Here is a 17852-nt window from a genome sequence, read left to right as displayed (position 1 = left end):
TTCTTTCGTGGTGGTGCACGGGTGTCAGCCGGCGACGCCGGGCGACGAGCGGGTGCCGGGGCGGCGGACGGCCCCCCGGGCGCGAGCGACGAGGCCGGGACCGACCACGGTCGCGATGAGCAGGACGCCGGTGACGACGTTGATCACGTCGGACGACACGTCCGCGAGGCGCAGCGCGCTGCGCAGCGCCCCGATGAGCAGGACCCCGGCGATCACGCCGGGCAGGGCGCCCCGGCCGCCGAAGATGGAGACGCCGCCGACCAGCACGGCCGCGACGACCGACAGCTCCAGACCGACCGCGTTGTCGCCGCGTGCGGAGCCGTAGCGCAGCGTCCAGTACACGCCGGCCAGCGCGGACATCACGCCGCTCGCGACGAACAGCCAGAACGTCAGCCGGTTCACCCGACCGCCGGCGAACCGGGCCGCCTCGGCGTTCAGGCCCGCCGCGTACACGAGCCGGCCGGTCGCGGTCGCGTGCAGCACGACCCCGAACACCAGGGCCGCGACGACGAACACCGCCATGACGACCGGGATCCCGGTGCCGGCGAACCGCGCGCTGACCAGGTCCTGCGCCTCCGACGGGAAGCCGGTCACCGCGCGTGTGCCCAGGATGCCGACCGCCAGCCCGCGGAACAGGGCGAGCGTGCCGATGGTCACCGCGAGCGAGGGCAGCCCCACCACCGTGACCAGGAACCCGTTGAGCGCCCCGCCGAGCGCGCCGACCGCCAGCGCCGCGAGCGCGGCCGCGCCCAGCGACCAGCCCTGCTCGTACAGGGCCCCGACCAGCACGCTGCTCAGCCCCAGCATGCTGGCCACGGACAGGTCGATCTGCGCCGCGACGATGATGAGGGTCATCGGCAGGGCGATGAGCAGGATGGGGAAGACGTCGAGGAACAGGAAGTACCAGGTGGTCGACGTCGAGAAGTTGTCCACGGTGAGGGACGCGACGAGCACGACGACGAGGAAGAGCCCGATGATCGCGGCGTCGCGACCCAGCAGGAGCTTCCGGGCGCGCGCCTGCGCGGTCGGTGCCCCGGGGACGGTGCGGACCTGGTCGACGGTCATGACGCGGTCACCCTCTCGGGCGGCAGGGGTCTGACGATCTCCGCGACGCCGGTGGAGCGCAGCCGCCTCGCCGTGCGCAGGGCGAGCACCCGGTCGAGGACGATCGCGCCGATGATGAGCACGCCGACCACGGCCTGCTGCCAGAAGTCGGGGATGCCGAGGATGGGCAGCGCCCGGTCGATGGTGGCCAGCAGCACGGCCCCCAGGGCCGCCCCGGCGACCGTGCCGCTGCCCCCGAAGATGGCCACGCCGCCGATCACCGCGGCCGCCACGGCCTGCAGCTCGAGGCCGGTGCCGGCGTTGGAGGCGATCGTCGCGTAGCGGGCCGCGAACAGGACGCCCGCCAGGCCGGCCAGGGTGCCGGACAGGACGAACGCGACGAACACGCGACGACCCACGGACAGCCCGCTCAGCACGGCGGCGTCGGGCTCGGAGCCGATGGCGTACAGCTCGCGACCGGACCGGGCGTAGCCGAGGTAGACGCCCACGGCGACGACGACCAGCAGCGCGACGATCGCCAGGACCGGGATGCCCCCGACCTTGCCCGTGCCGAGCGCGAGGAAGCTGCGCGGCATGTCTCCGGCGTTGACCCGGTCGCTGCCCGCCCAGATCACCGTGATGCCGCGGAAGGCGTAGAGGGTGCCCAGCGTGATGACCAGCGACGGCACGCGGGCGCTGGTGACCAGCACCCCGTTGACGGCGCCGAGCACCGCGCCGAGCAGGATGCCGAGCAGGATGACCACCGGCACGGGCAGTCCGGCGACGAACATCGACCCCGTCGCGAACGCCACCAGCCCGAGCGTGCTGCTCACCGACAGGTCGACGTTGCGCGTGATGATGACCGCGGCCTGGCCGACCGCCAGGAGCACCAGCAGGGACGGCGCCAGCAGCAGGTCGCGGAAGCCGTCGCTGCTGAGCAGGAAGCTGTCGTTCTTCGCGGTCGCGACGACGACCACCAGCACGAGCGCGAGCGCGATGCTCGTCTCGCGGCGTCGGAGCAGGCGCCCGATCATGCGGCTGACCCCGTCGCGGCGGCCATCACGGTCTCCGCGTCCGCGTCCGCGCGGTCCAGCACCGCGGTCACCCGGCCCTCGTGCATGACCAGCACCCGGTCGCTCATGCCGAGCACCTCGGGCAGCTCCGAGCTGATCATCACGACCGCGACGCCCTCGTCGGCCAGCCGGTCGAGCAGCCGGTGCACCTCCGCCTTGGTGCCGACGTCGATGCCGCGCGTGGGCTCGTCGATGATCAGCACGCGGGGCCGGGTGGACAGCCACTTGGCCAGCACGACCTTCTGCTGGTTGCCGCCGGAGAGCGTCCCCGCGACCGCGTCGAGGTCCCGCGCCTTGACCTGCAGGGTCGACGCCCACTCGTGCGCGACGCCGTACTCCGCGGAGCTGGTGAGGATGCCGCGCCGGCTGAGCGTGCGGCGCAGGGTGAGCGCGATGTTCCGGGCCACCGACAGGTCGGTGTGCAGCCCCTGCTTGCGGCGGTCCTCCGGCACGAGCGCGAGGCCGCGGCGCATCGCCGCCTGTGGATCGGAGGCCGCGAGCACGTGCCCGTCGACCCGGACCGTGCCGGCGTCGTAGGGGTCGATGCCGAACACCGCCCGCACGACCTCGCTGCGGCCCGAGCCGACCAGGCCGGCGATGCCGAGGATCTCCCCCGCGCGCACGTGCAGGTCGATGTCGTCGAACGTGCCCGCCCGCGTGAGCCCCTCGACCTCGAGCACCACGTCACCGGGCGTCCGGTCGGTGTGCGGGAACATCGTGTCGACCGAGCGTCCGACCATCTGCCGCACGACCGTCCCCACGTCGGTGGCGGCGGTGTCCTGCGTGCTGACGTGCTCACCGTCGCGCATCACCGTGATCCGGTCGCAGAGCGCGAAGATCTCGTCGAACCGGTGGGAGATGAACACCACGGCAGCCCCGCGGTCGCGCAGCTGGCGGGCCACCGCGAACAGCCGGTCCACCTCGACCCCGCTGAGCGCGGCCGTCGGCTCGTCCATCACCAGCACCCGGGCGTCCAGGCTGACGGCCTTGACGATCTCGACCAGCTGCTGGTCCGCGATGGACAGCCCGAGCGCCGGCCGGTCGGGGTCGATCTGCACGCCGAGCGTGGCCAGCAGCTCCCGGGTCCGGTCGCGCATCGCCCGGCGCGAGACCAGCCCGCCGCGGCCGGTCAGCAGGCGGCCCATGAACACGTTCTCCGCCACGGACAGGTCCGGGAAGAGGGTGGGTTCCTGGTAGATCACCGCGATGCCGGCGTCGCGGGCGTCGGCCGGGGTGCGCGGCTCGAACGGCTGCCCGTCCAGGAGCATCTGGCCCGCGGTGGGCTGGTAGACGCCCGCGAGCAGCTTGACCAGGGTCGACTTGCCGGCGCCGTTCTCGCCGACGAGCGCGTGGATCTCGCCCGCCGTGACCTCGAGCTCGGCACGGGCGAGGGCGACCACGGGACCGAAGTGCTTGACCAGTCCGCGGACGACGAGCGTGGACGATTCCGGCATCGCCTCTCCCTTGAGGTCAATGAATCGATTCACTACACTGCACCGTACCGGCCCGTCCGCAACGCCACAAGGGGTGGCTCCCCGACGCCCGCCGGCGGGCAACTAGCATCGGGCCGCACGCTCGCTGGCTCGGACGAGAGGACGGTCGATGTCGACCACGACACGGGGACGCGCGGACCGCCGCCCGTCCATCACGGACGTCGCCAAGCGCGCCGGTGTGTCGGTCGGCACCGTGTCCAACGTGCTCAACCGCCCGGACCAGGTCAGCGACACCACGCGCGATCGCGTCCTGGTGGCGATCGAGGAGCTGCAGTTCGTCCGCAACGCCTCGGCCCGGCAGCTGCGCGCCGGGACCATCCAGACGGTCGGCGCCATCGTGCTCGACATCGCCAACCCCTTCTTCACCGAGGTGGCCCGCGGCGTCGAGGACCGGCTGGCCGCCGACGAGTACACGCTCATGCTCAGCTCCTCCGACGAGGACCCCGAGCGCGAGGCCCGGTACCTGCGGCTGTTCGAGGAGCACGGCGTGCAGGGCGTCATGGTCACCCCGTCGGCCGGGTCGCTGGACACCCTGCTGGCCCTCCGCGACCGGGGCATCGACGTCGTCCTGCTCGACACGACCTCCCCGGTCGAGGACATGTCGTCGGTCGCGGTCGACGACGTCCGCGGCGGGGCCCTCGCCGTCGAGCACCTGGTCAGCCAGGGCCACACCCACATCGCGTTCATCAACGGGCCGCTGACCATCAAGCAGTGCGTCGACCGCCGCGCGGGCGTGCTCGCCGCGCTGGCCGAGGCCGGGCTCGACCCCGCCGACGCGCTGGTCGAGGTCACCATCGGCTCGCTCAACGCGGACGGCGGCGAGGCGGGGATCAACCAGCTGTTCGGCCGGTCCGGCCCCCGGCCCACCGCGGTGTTCTGCGTCAACGACCTGACCGCCCTGGGCGCCCTGCGCGCGCTGCGGGCGCACGGCGTCGCGATCCCCGAGGAGATGGCGGTGGTCGGCTACGACGACGTCGTCTTCGCCTCGATGCTCACCGTGCCGCTGACGTCGGTCCGGCAGCCCACCCACCAGCTGGGCTGGACCGCGGCGGACCTGCTCCTGCGCCAGCGCTCGGAGGGCCCGTCGTTCCAGCACCAGCGCGTCCAGTTCCAGCCGGAGCTGGTGGTCCGCGGCTCGTCGGACCCGTCGGCCTGACGTCGGCTGTCGCGTGCCGCGGATGAGCTCGTCACTCGCCGCCGAACTCGTCACTGACCGCCGAACTCGTCAGTCCCAGCTGACGAGTTCGGCCGCAACTGACGAGTTCGCGCTCGGGCCGGCCGGCCGGCCGGCCGGTTGGTCGGGCGGTCGCGTCGCGCCGGGCGGGCGGCTCCGTCGCGCGGACGCGAGATCGTGGGTTCGGCGCGAGACCGTGGGTTCCGACGCACGATCTGGTGCCGAACCCTCGATCTCGCCGCGGCGGCCCCCAGGCGGCGGATGGACGGATCGGCAGGCAAGCGCTTACCGTGACCGGGCACGGTCGACGCAGGACGCAAGGGAGCGGACATGACGGAGTTGTCGGAGGGTGGGCTGCGGGTCGCGCTCGTCGGGACCGGGGCCATCGCCCACGCGCACGTCAAGGTGCTGGCTCTGGACCCGCTCGCCACGGTCGTCGCGGTCGCCGACCCCAGTCCCACCGTGCGTGACGCCTTTGCCGACGAGTACGCCGTGCCCGGCCGGTACGACAGCCTGGACGACCTGCTCGCCGCGGAGACGGTCGACGTCGTGCACCTCTGCACCCCCCCCGGCCTGCACCGGGACCAGGCGATCGCCGCCCTGCGCGCCGGCGCGCACGTGGTGTGCGAGAAGCCGCCCGTCCTGTCGCTGGCGGACCTGGACGCGGTGCTCGAGGTGGCCCGCGAGGCCGGCCGCGAGTACGCCGTGGTGTTCCAGCAGCGCACCGGGACCGCCGTCGGACACGTGCAGAAGCTGTTGGCGGACGGCACGCTCGGGCGTCCGCTCGTCGGCGTCTGCCACACGCTCTGGTACCGCAGGCAGGAGGACTACTACGCGGTGCCGTGGCGCGGGAGGTGGGCCACGGAGGGCGGCGGGCCGCTGCTGGGGCTCGGCATCCACCAGCTCGACCTGCTCGGGTTCCTGCTGGGCGACTGGGCCGAGGTCGACGCGCGCGCGTTCCGGCTGGACCGCGACATCGAGACCGAGGACACGTCGACCGCGGTGATCCGGTTCGCCAACGACGCGATCGTGTCCGTGCTGACCACCGCGCTCGCCCCCCGCCAGAGCAGCTACGTGCGGGTGGACACGACGCTCGGCACGGTCGAGGTCGAGCACCTGTACGGGCACGACGCCCGCGCGTGGCGGCTCACCCCGGCGCCGGACCGGACCGGCAGCGCACCGGTGGAGGCGCCGGCGTCCTGGACCCTGCCTGCCGACGACGAGCCCTCCGGGCACACCCCGCTGCTGCGCGCGGTCTATGCAGCCCTCCGCGCGGGCGAGCCCCTGCCGCCGGTGGCCGCGGAGCCGCACCGGTCGCTGGAGCTGGTGACCGCCATCTACGCGTCGGCATCCCTGGGCCGGCCGGTCACCAAGGCGGACCTGGCGCCCGGCAGCGCCCTGCGCGACGGTTTCCTGCACGGCATCGAAGACCTGCGACCAGCGACGAGGACCTCATGATCCAGTACGGCGGCGACTACAACCCCGAGCAGTGGCCCCTGGCCACCCGCGTCGAGGACGTCGAGCTCATGCAGCAGGCCGGCGTCACGCTGGTCAGCGTCGGCATCTTCAGCTGGGCGCAGCTGGAGCCGCGTGAGGGGTCGTTCGACTTCGGCTGGCTGGACGACATCCTCGACCGGCTGCACCAGGCCGGCATCAAGGTCGCGCTGGCGACGGCCACGGCCAGCCCTCCCCCGTGGCTCACGCGGAAGCACCCGGAGTTCCTGCCCGTGCTGGCGGACGGCACGGTGCTGCACCCGGGCGGCCGGCAGGCGTACCGGGTGTCGTCGCCTGCCTACCGCGAGTACGTCCTGCGGATGACCCGCACGATGGCTGAGCGCTACGGACAGCACCCGGCGCTGGCCCTGTGGCACGTGGACAACGAGCTCGGTTGCCACGTCCCGCACGACTTCTCCGACGACGCCGCGGCCGCCTTCCGCCGCTGGCTCGAAGCGAGGTACGGGACGGTCGAGGCGCTGAACGACGCGTGGGGCACCGCCTTCTGGTCGCAGCGGTACGACGACTTCGACGAGGTGCTGCCCCCGCGCAGCGCCCCGACCTACCCGAACCCGACGCAGCAGCTGGACTTCGCGCGGTTCAGCTCCGACGAGCTGCTGGTCCACTACCGCGCGCTGCGGGACGTGCTGCGCGAGGTCACGCCTGACGTGCCGACGACCACCAACCTGATGCTCTCCACCGGCACCAAGTGGATGGACTACTTCTCCTGGGCGGACGACCTCGACGTCATCGCCAACGACCACTACACCCGGGCGCACGACCCCGAGGCGCACGTCGAGCTCTCCTTCAGCGCCGACCTCACGCGCGGGGTGGCCGGCGGCGACCCGTGGATGCTCATGGAGCACTCGACCAGCGCGGTGAACTGGCAGCCCCGCAACCGCACCAAGCGCCCGGGCGAGATGATCCGCCACTCGCTGGCGCACGTGGCTCGCGGGGCCGACGCGGTGATGTTCTTCCAGTGGCGCCAGTCCGCCGCGGGCGCGGAGAAGTTCCACTCGGCGATGCTGCCGCACGCGGGGACCGACACCGACGTGTGGCGGAGCACGGTCGCGCTCGGGGACGCGCTGACGGCACTGAGCGAGGTCGAGGGGTCGCGCGTCCGCGCGCAGGCCGCGATCGTCTTCGACTACCCCGCGTGGTGGGGCACCGAGCTGGACAGCCACCCGTCCGCCGCGGTGACCTACCCGGACCGGGTGCTGGCGCACTACCGCGCGCTCTGGCAGCGGAACGTGACCGTGGACATCGTGCGGCCGTCGGCGGACCTGTCCGGGTACGCGCTCGTCGTCGTGCCGACGCTCTACCTGGTGTCCGACGCCGACGCGGCGAACCTCGCCCAGGCGGCCGCCGACGGTGCGTCCGTCCTGGTCACGTACTTCTCGGGCATCGCCGACGAGCACGACCACATCCGCCTCGGCGGCTACCCCGGCGCGTTCCGGGATCTGTTGGGGGTGCGCAGCGAGGAGATCTGGGCGCTGCAGGAGGGCGAGGTGGTGACGCTGGACGACGGCACCCCGGCCGACGTCTGGTCGGAGCAGATGCACCTGGCGCCGGGCACCGAGGCGGTCCGTCGGTTCGCCGACGGCGACCTTGCGGGCTGGCCGGCTCTGACCCGTCGACCGGTCGGTGCGGGTGCCGCCTGGTACCTGGCGACGCGGCTGGACGCCGAGGGGCTCCAGGGCGTCACCGACGCACTGATCGAGGAGGCGGGCCTGACGCCCGGGCCCGAGGGCGTCGAGGCGGTCCGCCGCTGGGCCGACGACGGCCGGTCGTGGCTGTTCGTCCTCAACCACACGGCCGACGAGGTCACGGTGCCGGCGTCGGGGCACGAGCTGCTGCGCGACGCCCCGGTGACCGACGGTCTGCTCGTCGTCGCACCCGGCTCGGTCGCCGTGGTGCGCGAGGCCTGACCACGGCAGTTCCCCGCGAGACCCGCCCGTGGACCGGCCGGTGTCCCGGGGACAAGCAGGGAGGGCGGGGGCCCCCGGGGTCGGCGCGTCGGCGCCCCCGGCTGGGGCGCCGGGGGGCGCGCGGCCTCCCCCGGCCGTTTCCCCGCGACACCGGCACGTGCACCTGCCGTTCTCGCGGGGAACTGCCGTTCTCGCGGGCGCCCGTGGGTCAGAGGCCCGCGAGCCGGCCGACCGCCACGAAGAGGGCGAGCAGAAGCAGTGCGGCGTTGGCCGGGAGCACCTGCTTCTCTCCGCGCCGCAGGTGCGTGCGGATGGCCAGCGCCTGGACGATCACCAGGCCGACCGCGGCGATCGGCGTGAGCACGGGGGCGATGCCGGTGAGCTGCGGGAGGACCAGTCCGAGCGCGCCCGCGATCTCCGCGACGCCGATGAACCGCACCGTCCGGGCGGAGAAGTCGTCGACCCACGGCAGGTTCTTCCGGAGCTTCTCCTTCGGCTGCGTGGCCTTCATCAGGCCGGCGCCGAGGTAGACGGCCGCGAGGAGTCCGGCGACGACCCAGAGGGCGAGGTTCATGGGGCTTCTCTCTGACGAAGTGGGTTACTAGTTGTGCCTGACCGCATCATGGGGAACAGTAAGCGCGAAGCACAAGGGGGCACAGAGATGTGCCTGAGGGAGGACGCATGCACCTGCCGGTGACCTACGACGACGCCGGCCTGCCCCGGGTCAGCTGCGGGGCGGACTCGGTGGGCGCCCAGGTGCGAAGCCTGCTGGACCGGATCGGGGACAAGTGGAGCCTGCTCATCCTCGGCATGCTGCAGACCGGACCGCAGCGGTTCACCACCCTGCTGCGCGGCATCGACGGGATCTCCCAGCGGATGCTCACCCTGACGCTGCGGCACCTGGAGCGCGACGGGCTCGTGCACCGTGAGGTCTACCCAGTGGTGCCGCCCAGGGTCGAGTACGAGCTCACCCCGCTGGGGCACACGCTGCTGCGCCCCGTGCTGGAGCTGGTGGCGTGGAGCCAGGAGAACGCCGACGAGATCGACCGCCACCGCGCGGCCTTCGACGCGTCGCGCAGCTAGGACCGCCGCAGGTCCAGCTCCAGCCACCGTGCCAGGTCGTCGATCTCCCGATCGACGGCCGCACGGGTGGCGGCGTCCCACGGGTCGCCCTCGTGCACCGCGTGGACCCGCAGCACGCCGGCCTTGACGTCGGCGGTCGCGTCGAGCTTGCCCACCAGGCGGTCGCCGTACAGGACCGGCAGCGCGTAGTAGCCCCAGCGTCGTGCGGCGGCCGGCTTGAACATCTCGAGGATGTAGTCGAACTCGAAGACGTCGGTCATGCGCTTGCGGTCGTACAGCAGCAGGTCGAACGGGGAGAGCAGGGCGGCGCGACCCTCGAACGGGCCGGCATCGAGGAGGGCCGGATCCACACGCCACTCGCCGCGGACGCCGTCGATGGTCGCGGGCTCGCCCACCTCGCGGACGTCGAGCGGCTCGACCGGCTGCTCGGGCCCCTTCGAGCGGGCGATGCCGAGGGCGGCGAGCCGGCGCTCGTCGCGGATCCGGTACGCCTCCTCCAGCGGGATCGGCGGGTCCGGCGGGTAGACGCGCTCGGCCAGGTCCCAGAGCCGGTCGCGGCCGGTGCCGCCGGCGGGTGCGACGTCGCCCATCTGGACCATGAGACCCAGCAGCATGGTGACGTTGCGGTTGTTGTTCCAGCCGGAGGACTTCCACGGCCGCACGCACGTGTCGGGCAGCTCGCTGATGGGCAGCGGACCGTCGGCGCGCAGCAGCTCGAGGACGTCCTGGCGGCAGGCCTCGTTGTCCGCGACCCACTGCCGGTTGCCGCGCTGCCAGTCCTTCACGCGGGGGCCGACGCCGGGCCACACGGCCATCTCGGCGCGGTACAGGGCCATGTCCTGCGCGACCCGCAGCATGCCCCGGAACTCGATGATGCTCTGCTCGTCGAGGGCATCCGTCAGGTCCTGCGGGTCGTACGCGGAGCCCAGCCGGCTCCAGAGGACCAGGTCGGCGCTGGGGGCGATCGCGGCGGTCGGGTTGAGCTGGAGGAAGGTCAGGTGCCGCACGGTCTCGTGCAGGTCGGTCGGCCGGTCGGCGGTCAGCCACTGGGCGCGCACCGCGATCCGGCGGGCGTCGGCACGGGACAGGTGGTGCACGATCCGGACACTAGGACAGAGCACTGACACGGGTGTCGCCGCGGGTCGGTGGTCTCTGTTTGGATCGACCCATGCCCGCGCTGACGATGGAGTCCCTGAACAAGACCTACGGCACCGTCCGCGCGCTGCGCGACCTGTCCATGGAGGTGCGCGGCGGGGAGATCGTCGGCTTCGTCGGCTCCAACGGCGCGGGCAAGTCGACGGCCATGCGGATCGTGCTGGGCGTGCTGGAGGCCGACTCGGGCGAGGTGCAGTGGGACGGCCGCCCGATCGACCTCGGGATCCGACGCCGCATCGGGTACATGCCCGAGGAGCGAGGCCTCTACCCGCGCATGAAGGTGAGCGACCAGCTGGTCTACCTGGCCAAGCTGCACGGGCTGGACACCGCGTCGGCCAAGGCGTCGATGGAGCGGTGGACCGAGGTGCTCGGCATCGCGGAGCGTCGTGCCGACGAGATCCTCAAGCTCTCCCTCGGCAACCAGCAGCGCGTGCAGCTGGCCGCCGCGCTGGTGCACTCCCCCGACATCCTGGTGCTGGACGAGCCGTTCTCCGGCCTCGACCCCGTGGCGGTCGACGTGATGAGCGGGGTGCTGCGCGACCAGGCCGCGGCCGGCGTCCCGGTGCTGTTCTCGTCGCACCAGCTCGAGCTGGTCGAGTCGCTGTGCGACCGGGTGGGGATCATCAAGAGCGGGTCGATGGTGAAGTTCGGCGGGATCGAGGAGCTGCGCCGGACCGACGACAGACGGTGGGTGGTCGACGGCCCGCCGGCGGCGTCGTGGGTCTCCGCGGTGCCGTCGGCCCGCGTCGTCTCGACGGACGGCAGGCGGTCGGTGGTCGAGGTGCGGGGTCAGTCGGCGGACGGCGTGGACCAGGAGCTCCTGCGGGCCGCGATGGCCAGCGGGCCGGTGCACGAGTTCAGCCTGCTGCGGCCCTCCCTGACCGAGCTGTACCGGCACGTCGTGACCACCGACGCCGTCGCGGCCGAGCGGGAGACGGTGTCCGCATGAGCCAGCGCCCGAACCTCGTCGAGATCTCCGACGGTGCCGCCGTGCGCCTGGTGGCCGGGCGGGAGATCAGCACCCGGTTCCGCTCCAAGGCGTTCATCTGGACGACGATCGCCCTGGTCGCCGCGGTCGTGCTGGGCGGGGTGATCCTCGACTTCACGCAGTCCCGGTCGGACCCCACGCAGCACGTCGGCGTGCTGCCCGCGGCGTCGTCGGCGGCCGAGCAGCTGGTCGCCACGGCGGCGGTCATCGGGGTCACGGTGGAGACGCAGGAGGTGTCGTCCGCCGACGACGGCGAGGCGCTGCTGACCGACGGGACGCTGGTCGCGCTCGTCACGTCCACCGACCCGCTCGAGGTCACGGTCCAGACGTCGATGCCGGAGCAGCTCATCGGGGTGTTCGCGACGCTCGCGCAGCAGGAGGCGCTGTCCTCGGCCATCACCGGGCTGGGCGGCGATGCCGGCGAGGTCGGCCGCGCGATCGCGCAGGCCGCCCCGGACGTCACCGCGCTGGAGCCCGAGCCGGAGCGCGACGCCGGGCAGATCGTCGCCGGGTTCCTGTCCGGGATCCTCCTGTTCATCTCGCTCATGACCGCCGGGCAGCTGGTGGCGCAGGGCGTCGTCGAGGAGAAGTCGAGCCGCGTGGTCGAGCTGCTGCTGGCGACCGTGCGGCCGTGGCAGCTCATGGCCGGCAAGGTGCTGGGCATCGGCGTCATCGGCCTGACCCAGGTGGTGCTCGTCGTCGGGGCGGGCGCGGGGACGGCGCTGGCCCTGGGGCTGCTCGACGCCAGCTCGATCAACCTCGGCGTCACCGCGCTGTGGGTGGTGATCTGGTTCGTCGTCGGGTTCACCATGTACGCGCTGGCGCTCGGCGCGCTGGCCGCGCTGGTGTCCCGGCAGGAGGACGTCGGCTCGGTGACCGCCCCGGTGCTGACGCTCATGATGATCCCGTACCTGGTCGGTGTGACCATCGGGCCGTGGGACCCGACCAACCCGCTGTTCGTCGGGCTGTCCTACGTCCCGTTCTGCTCGCCGATGCTCATGCCCATGCGGATCGCCCTCGGCGAGGTGGCGGCGTGGGAGGTCGCCCTGTCGCTCGCGCTCTCGCTGGCGCTGGTCCCGGTGCTGGTGTGGCTGGCCGGGCGGGTGTACTCGAACGCGGTGCTGCGCAGCGGCGGTCGGGTGAAGCTGAAGGACGCACTGACAGCCCGGTAAGCGTTAGTGCAGGTCAGCAGCAGTGCGTCACCCGTTCGGGTTGCATCTGGACGCATGTCCCGTAGAGGATGCGCGACATGCCCGCCGCACCTCCGCCCGACACCGTCGAAACGCTTCGCGCCGCCGACATCGCCGAAGCGGCGACCGTGCTCGCCGCGGCGCTGGCCGAGGACCCCGGGTTCGTGCACCTCTTCCCCGTCCGTGCCCGCCGCGAGCGCGAGCTGCGAGCCCTCTACCGGATGACCCTGTCCGACGCCGTGCGGTACGGGCACGCCTTCGTCACCCGCCTGAACGGCACGGTCACCGGGGCGATCGCCCTGTACCCGCCCGGCACCTACCCCATGACGCCGCTGCGCTGGTGGCGGCAGGGCCTGCGGATCGCACGGATCGCCGTGAACACGCGCGAGCACAGCCTGGGCATCATCCGGTTCGGCGACGTCACCGCGTCCGGCGTGCCCTGCGACGCCTGGTACGTCGAGGCGCTCGGCGTCCGGCCCGACCTGCAGCGCGCCGGCCGCGGCAAGCGGCTGATGGCGACGGTCTTCGGCCTGATCGACTCCGCGTCCGGGCCGTCCTACCTGGAGACCACCAAGCCGGACAACGTGGGGTACTACACCGCGCTCGGGTACTCCTCCGTGCGGTCGAAGGTGCCGCTGGAGTCGTCGCTGGCCGACGGGCCGTGGATCTTCCCGATGAGCCGGGTGCCTGTCGGGAGCCTGTAGGTTCTCCGCAACGTCGAGGAGGTCCCATGGCGCTTGGCACGTCCCGCTGGGTCGTCGCCGGGATCGCAGCCGGGCTGGTGCTCGTCGCCGGGACCGTCGCGGCCAGCCTCGCCGTCCTGCGGCTGCTCGACACACCGGTCGCCGACGACGCCACCACCGAGGCCTGCTGGAACGACCTCCCGCCGACGCCGTCCTGCCTCCCGCTCGAAGGGCTCACGGGCGCCATGTGGGCGGTCGACCCGGACCAGGTCGTCGTCGCCGACTGCGACCGGCTCCGCAAGAGCGAGTACCCCGAGGCCGAGGACGCATACGTCTGCGGGTGGCTGGACCTCACGGCCGACGTCGTCATCTCCCGCTTCACGACGACCGACGCGGCGCTGCAGTTCTGGCGCGAGGCCACCGTGTCCGAGGGCGAGCCGGAGGTCCCTCCCGACGAAGGATCGCCGGACTCGGACGCGCACACGACCGAGTTCCTGGGGAGCTTCGCCGGCTACAAGGGCGCCGACGCGTCGTTCACGGTCCACTGCTACCAGGACGTGCCGTACTGCGTGGAGATCTACGCGCTGACGGAGACCGCGCTGGAGACCGCCGACGAGCGGCTGACCTGGCTGACGACCGCCGACGTCGACCGGTACCAGAGCCTGCGGGCCGACCGCGCCGGCGGCGCCTGACGGCTGTCGGTGGCTCGGTCTAGCGTCTGGCACATGGAGAGCGTCGACTACACGTCCACCTTCATCACCATCGCGCCGGACACCTCGGCCGTCGCCGGCGTGGAGCCGTCCGGGTCGACCGTGGCCGCGCAAACCTTCTCGCTGATCGCTTCGTCGCCCTACACGATGCGGTCGTCCGACGTGATCTTCCAGGTGTGGGCGGCGCGCCACGGCGCCTCGCCCGACGAGTGGGCCACCTTCTATGCGACGCCCCGCGCCTGCCTGCGGTCCAGCGACCTCGGGAAGCGGTACGGCTGGGGGATTCATGCCGACGCCGACGGGCGCTTGGCGGTGTACGCGGTGGGGTCCGCGGAGTACGCGGCGCTGGCGGACGGGACCGCGCCGGACGGTTCCGCGGTGACCGTGAAGGCGGCGATGCGGAGCTCTCGACGATGACGCACTCGTATGTGGGAACCATGCGGACCCTGCCCGAACGGCGCGCTGAGGTGGTGGCGATCCTGCTGCGGGACGTGTCTGCGCTCGCGGCGGTCGGGTGCCGGTCGTACGTGGTGTCGGTGGTGGATGACGACGACGACCTGATCGCGGTGTCGGAGGTGTGGGAGTCGGCTGCGGATCATGCGGCGTCGTTGGAGCTGCCGTCCGTGCGGGCCGCGATCGCCGAGGCGATGCCCATGCTGACCGGGGAGTTCACGGGGGTGGCCGGCCGAGTCGTCGGCGGGTTGAGGGCGTAGGGACCGCGCTGCGGTGGGACAGGCGGAAACCCGGCAGAACGCCATTCCGCCCGAGATCTCTCCAGGAGTCACTAGCCTCTCAACAGACTGCCTGCCGCAGAGCGCCTCGAAGGGCGCGCGGGCGTGCACGTCCTGCCGACTCGAGGAGGAAGAGTGGTGTTTGACGCACGGGTATTGCGTGTACTTATCGCGTCGCCCGGCGATACGGGCAAGGTCCGGACACTCCTGCGGGAACTGATATGGGACTGGAATAGCTTGCACTCGGAGAGCTCGGGCACGGTGCTCATGCCAGCGATGTGGGAGCATGACGCCACACCGGAGATGGGCGACCGACCCCAATCCATTGTCAATCGACAGGTCGTAGATCGTGCCGACATCCTTATCGGAACGTTCTGGACCCGTCTGGGCTCGAGCACCGGCGAGGCTGCGTCGGGCACGGTGGAAGAAATCGAGTCATTCATTGCTGCGGGTAAGCGCGTTCTGCTCTACTTCTCGGACGAGCCCGTTCTGCCCAGCAGCGTAGACATCAAGCAATATTCCGCGCTGGAGGCTTTCAAGAAGAGCGTCCGGACCCGCGGGCTCTTCGACTCGTACGCCGACGAGAACGAGTTGTGGAGAAAGGTAACGGCTAGCCTGACTCGGGTGGTCCGCGAGGATTCTGGAGCCGCCATTCCGCTAGACGCAGCACCCTCGATCGTTGCGGCGCCGGGGCCGGCGTCGCAACTCGTTGCAAGCGTTCAAAGCGAGCGGGAGATTTCCGGCTTCAGCAAGAGCGGAACGCCCCGATACCGAAGCAAGCACTGGCTACGCGTGGAGAACCGCGGCACTGCCGCAGCCGAGGCATTAACACTCAGGCTAATCGCAGGAGAAGCTGACGAGAATGAGGATTTGCCTCAACTCTACGGCGCGGACGAGGTGGGGCGCCTCGCCCCTGGGGCAACAATCGAGTTCCCACTCCTGATGCACATGGGCACGCTGCGCCAGTGGGACGTGGAATTGCGGTGGCTGGAGGACGGCCAAGACCGGCATGAGCGCCAAACGGTTCGCGGTTGACGGCCGGCTGACGGCTCGGAACGCTCGAACACTTAATGGCCATGCGCTTCGACGTTTGAGCAGATTGTCAACAAGGCGGCAACCCGACTCTTGTGGCAGCCTCTCGGCCTGCGACGATGAGTCGTGCCCCTGATCCTGCTCTCCGACGACCCGTCGCGTTCCGGCGTCGTCGCCCTGCAGGACCTCACCGACGACGGCAAACCGCTCGGTCGAGTCGAGGTGCAGACCGACAAACTCGCCTCGGTCGTCCGCGAGCGGGAACGCGACCGCCCGCGCTGGGTCTGGGACGACACCGCCCGCCGCTATCCCCCGCTGCTGGCGGCCGGCGTCCGCGTCGAGCGCTGCCATGACCTGCGCCTCTGCCACGCGATCCTGCGCCGGAGCGTCTACGCGCAGTCGTCAGCCCTCGCCACGGCGCCCGCCGGCCCGTGGGACGGACCCCGCACACCGGCTCCCGTCGAGGGCAGCCTGTTCGACGAGCCGAGCCCGATGGTCGCCGCCGACCCGCTGGACGAGCTCCAGCGTCAGCTCGCGGCCGTTGCGGGCGCCGACGAGCCGGGCCGGCTCCGCCTGTTGCTCGCGGCCGAGTCGACCGGGGCGCTCATCGCGGCCGAGATGCAGCACGACGGCATGCCGTGGAGCGTCGAGACGCACGATGCACTCCTCACCGACCTGCTGGGACCGCGATCCCGCAGCGGGCGCCCGGCCAAGGTCGAGGCCATGGCCGAGGAGGTCCGCGACGCGCTCGGGCAACCGTCACTGAACCTCGACTCCCAGCCGGACCTGCTGCGCGGGCTGCGGGCGGCCGGCTGCGACGTCGAGTCGACCCGCACCTGGGAGATCAAGGCGCTCGAGCACCCCGTGCGCGACCCGCTGCTGGCGTACAAGAAGCTGTCGCGCCTGCTCAGCGCCAACGGCTGGGCGTGGATGGAGGCGTGGGTCCACGACGGCCGGTTCAGCCCCGACTACGTGCCCGGCGGGGTGGTCACGGGACGCTGGGCGACGAGCGGCGGCGGTGCGCTCCAGCTGCCCGCGAGCATCCGCGCGGCGGTGCGTGCCGACCCGGGGTGGAAGCTCGTCGTCGCCGATGCCGCCCAGCTGGAACCCCGGGTGCTCGCCGCGATGTCCGGCGACAGCGCCATGGCCGCGGCCGGTCGGCAGGCCGACCTGTACCAGGGCGTCGTCGACGCAGGCATCGTCGAGACCCGGTCCGAGGCCAAGTACGCCATGCTCGGCGCCATCTACGGCGCCACCACCGGCCCGTCCGCGGTCCTCATGCCGCGCCTCACCAAGGCCTACCCGCACGCCGTCGCGCTGGTCGAGGCGGGCGCCCGCGCCGGGGAGCGCGGCGACGTCGTCGCCACCTGGCTCGGCCGCACGTCCCCGCGTCCCGACGCCGCCTGGCAGGCCGAGCACGCCGCCGCCTCGGCGGAGGGAGCGGGGGCCGACGACGTCCGCGCCGCCCGCCGACGCGGCCGCGACTGGGGGCGGTTCACGCGGAACTTCATCGTGCAGGGGACCGCCGCGGAGTGGGCACTGTGCTGGATGGCGTCGCTGCGGCGTCGGCTGCTGGCGATGGAGGGCCGGCCGCACCTGGTGTTCTTCCTGCACGACGAGGTCATGGTGCACTCGCCTGCCGACGTCGCCGACGAGGTTGCTGCCGCGGTGCGCGAGTCGGCGGTGGAGGCGGGGCGGTTGCTGTTCGGAGACACGCCTGTCGACTTCGCGCTCAACGTGACCGTGGCCGACAGCTACGACCAGGCGAAGTAGCTCAGCCGGGCAGCGTGGGCCAGGTCTGCAGTCGACCGCACATGCCGTACCGGCGCGGCGACGGAGCGGGGTCGATCGTCGTCACCGACCCCCGACCCAGGTGCGGTGCGACGCCGCGGACCAGGCCGTCGAGCGCGGCGGCGGTCGCCTCGGCCTCGGCCTGCACGGTGCGCGTCCACACGTCCTGCCACCCGGGGACGAGCGTGCGCACGAGGCGGGCGGCGGCGGCGTGCAGGGGCTCGAGCGCGGCGGTCGGACCGACCCGGTCGACGGCCTCGACCAGCTCGGCGTAGCCCTCGAG

17 protein-coding genes and 1 pseudogene are annotated in these 17852 nt (G+C 72.2%); 12 read left to right on the top strand and 6 right to left on the bottom strand.

Features of this window, described 5'->3' with window-relative positions; all coding sequences use genetic code 11:
* Nucleotides 1-24: 24 nt before the first annotated feature.
* Genes RYN42_RS03125 through RYN42_RS03115 form a run of 3 tightly spaced genes read right to left on the bottom strand, consistent with a single transcriptional unit; the run spans nt 25 to nt 3571 of the window.
* Entirely contained in the window at nt 25-1065 is a 1041-nt protein-coding gene (locus RYN42_RS03125; protein WP_315093634.1) for an ABC transporter permease, read from the bottom strand.
* Nucleotides 1062-2078, bottom strand: a complete 1017-nt coding sequence (locus RYN42_RS03120; RefSeq protein ID WP_315093632.1) for an ABC transporter permease — start codon at nt 2076-2078, stop codon at nt 1062-1064. Before RYN42_RS03120 ends, RYN42_RS03125 begins: the two co-directional genes overlap by 4 nt.
* Complete coding sequence (locus RYN42_RS03115; RefSeq protein ID WP_315093631.1) at nt 2075-3571, bottom strand: sugar ABC transporter ATP-binding protein; 1497 nt, start codon at nt 3569-3571, stop codon at nt 2075-2077. Before RYN42_RS03115 ends, RYN42_RS03120 begins: the two co-directional genes overlap by 4 nt.
* A gap of 148 nt (nt 3572-3719) precedes the next feature.
* On the opposite strand from RYN42_RS03115, the gene RYN42_RS03110 reads away from it, so the two are divergent.
* The 3 genes from RYN42_RS03110 (at nt 3720) to RYN42_RS03100 (ending at nt 8206) form a co-directional block, all read left to right on the top strand.
* The gene (locus RYN42_RS03110) at nt 3720-4766 is read left to right on the top strand and encodes a LacI family DNA-binding transcriptional regulator (RefSeq protein ID WP_315093630.1); all 1047 of its coding nucleotides are present in this window, start codon (nt 3720-3722) and stop codon (nt 4764-4766) included.
* A 348-nt stretch (nt 4767-5114) separates the two neighbouring features.
* On the top strand, nt 5115-6242 hold the full coding sequence (locus RYN42_RS03105; protein WP_315093628.1) for a Gfo/Idh/MocA family oxidoreductase: 1128 nt from the start codon (nt 5115-5117) through the stop codon (nt 6240-6242).
* Nucleotides 6239-8206 carry a beta-galactosidase gene (locus RYN42_RS03100; RefSeq protein WP_315093627.1) on the top strand — a complete coding sequence of 656 codons (1968 nt, stop codon included), beginning with the start codon at nt 6239-6241 and terminating at the stop codon, nt 8204-8206. The genes RYN42_RS03105 and RYN42_RS03100 overlap by 4 nt, the downstream gene beginning before the upstream one ends.
* A gap of 208 nt (nt 8207-8414) precedes the next feature.
* Here RYN42_RS03100 and RYN42_RS03095 read toward each other — a convergent pair whose 3' ends face one another.
* Nucleotides 8415-8780 carry a DoxX family protein gene (locus tag RYN42_RS03095; protein ID WP_315093625.1) on the bottom strand — a complete coding sequence of 122 codons (366 nt, stop codon included), beginning with the start codon at nt 8778-8780 and terminating at the stop codon, nt 8415-8417.
* Nucleotides 8781-8887: 107 nt separating this feature from the next.
* Between RYN42_RS03095 and RYN42_RS03090 the strand changes: the two genes are divergently transcribed.
* Nucleotides 8888-9289, top strand: a complete 402-nt coding sequence (locus tag RYN42_RS03090) for a helix-turn-helix domain-containing protein (RefSeq protein ID WP_315093623.1) — start codon at nt 8888-8890, stop codon at nt 9287-9289.
* Here the strand turns inward: RYN42_RS03090 and RYN42_RS03085 are convergent.
* Nucleotides 9286-10386, bottom strand: coding sequence for a DNA glycosylase AlkZ-like family protein (locus RYN42_RS03085; RefSeq protein WP_315093621.1), 1101 nt, complete (start codon nt 10384-10386; stop codon nt 9286-9288). The genes RYN42_RS03090 and RYN42_RS03085 overlap by 4 nt on opposite strands.
* Nucleotides 10387-10457: 71 nt before the next feature.
* On the opposite strand from RYN42_RS03085, the gene RYN42_RS03080 reads away from it, so the two are divergent.
* The 8 genes from RYN42_RS03080 (at nt 10458) to RYN42_RS03045 (ending at nt 17551) form a co-directional block, all read left to right on the top strand.
* The gene (locus RYN42_RS03080; protein ID WP_315093619.1) at nt 10458-11393 is read left to right on the top strand and encodes an ATP-binding cassette domain-containing protein; all 936 of its coding nucleotides are present in this window, start codon (nt 10458-10460) and stop codon (nt 11391-11393) included.
* Nucleotides 11390-12604, top strand: coding sequence for an ABC transporter permease (locus RYN42_RS03075; RefSeq protein WP_315093617.1), 1215 nt, complete (start codon nt 11390-11392; stop codon nt 12602-12604). The genes RYN42_RS03080 and RYN42_RS03075 overlap by 4 nt, the downstream gene beginning before the upstream one ends.
* Before the next feature lie 77 nt (nt 12605-12681).
* The gene (locus RYN42_RS03070) at nt 12682-13326 is read left to right on the top strand and encodes a GNAT family N-acetyltransferase (protein ID WP_315093615.1); all 645 of its coding nucleotides are present in this window, start codon (nt 12682-12684) and stop codon (nt 13324-13326) included.
* A 26-nt stretch (nt 13327-13352) separates the two neighbouring features.
* Entirely contained in the window at nt 13353-13997 is a 645-nt protein-coding gene (locus RYN42_RS03065) for a hypothetical protein (RefSeq protein WP_315093613.1), read from the top strand.
* A gap of 33 nt (nt 13998-14030) precedes the next feature.
* Nucleotides 14031-14432 carry a DUF6157 family protein gene (locus RYN42_RS03060; protein ID WP_315093611.1) on the top strand — a complete coding sequence of 134 codons (402 nt, stop codon included), beginning with the start codon at nt 14031-14033 and terminating at the stop codon, nt 14430-14432.
* Entirely contained in the window at nt 14429-14728 is a 300-nt protein-coding gene (locus tag RYN42_RS03055; protein ID WP_315093609.1) for an antibiotic biosynthesis monooxygenase, read from the top strand. The genes RYN42_RS03060 and RYN42_RS03055 overlap by 4 nt, the downstream gene beginning before the upstream one ends.
* 156 nt (nt 14729-14884) lie before the next feature.
* Nucleotides 14885-15781, top strand: coding sequence for a hypothetical protein (locus RYN42_RS03050; RefSeq protein WP_315093607.1), 897 nt, complete (start codon nt 14885-14887; stop codon nt 15779-15781).
* 123 nt (nt 15782-15904) lie between these two features.
* Nucleotides 15905-17551 (top strand): bifunctional 3'-5' exonuclease/DNA polymerase, encoded by a 1647-nt coding sequence (locus RYN42_RS03045; RefSeq protein WP_315093606.1) that lies wholly within the window; start codon nt 15905-15907, stop codon nt 17549-17551.
* A 1-nt stretch (nt 17552) separates the two neighbouring features.
* On the opposite strand, the pseudogene RYN42_RS03040 reads toward RYN42_RS03045, so the two are convergent.
* Nucleotides 17553-17852 (bottom strand): annotated as a pseudogene (locus RYN42_RS03040) (cupin); the annotation flags it as partial.

The sequence above is a fragment of the uncultured Cellulomonas sp. genome (assembly GCF_963527515.1).
In the GTDB taxonomy this organism is placed as follows: Bacteria; Actinomycetota; Actinomycetes; order Actinomycetales; family Cellulomonadaceae; genus Cellulomonas.
Note: the sequence above shows the minus strand (reverse complement) of the source record. Positions and strands in the feature narration are given on the sequence as shown.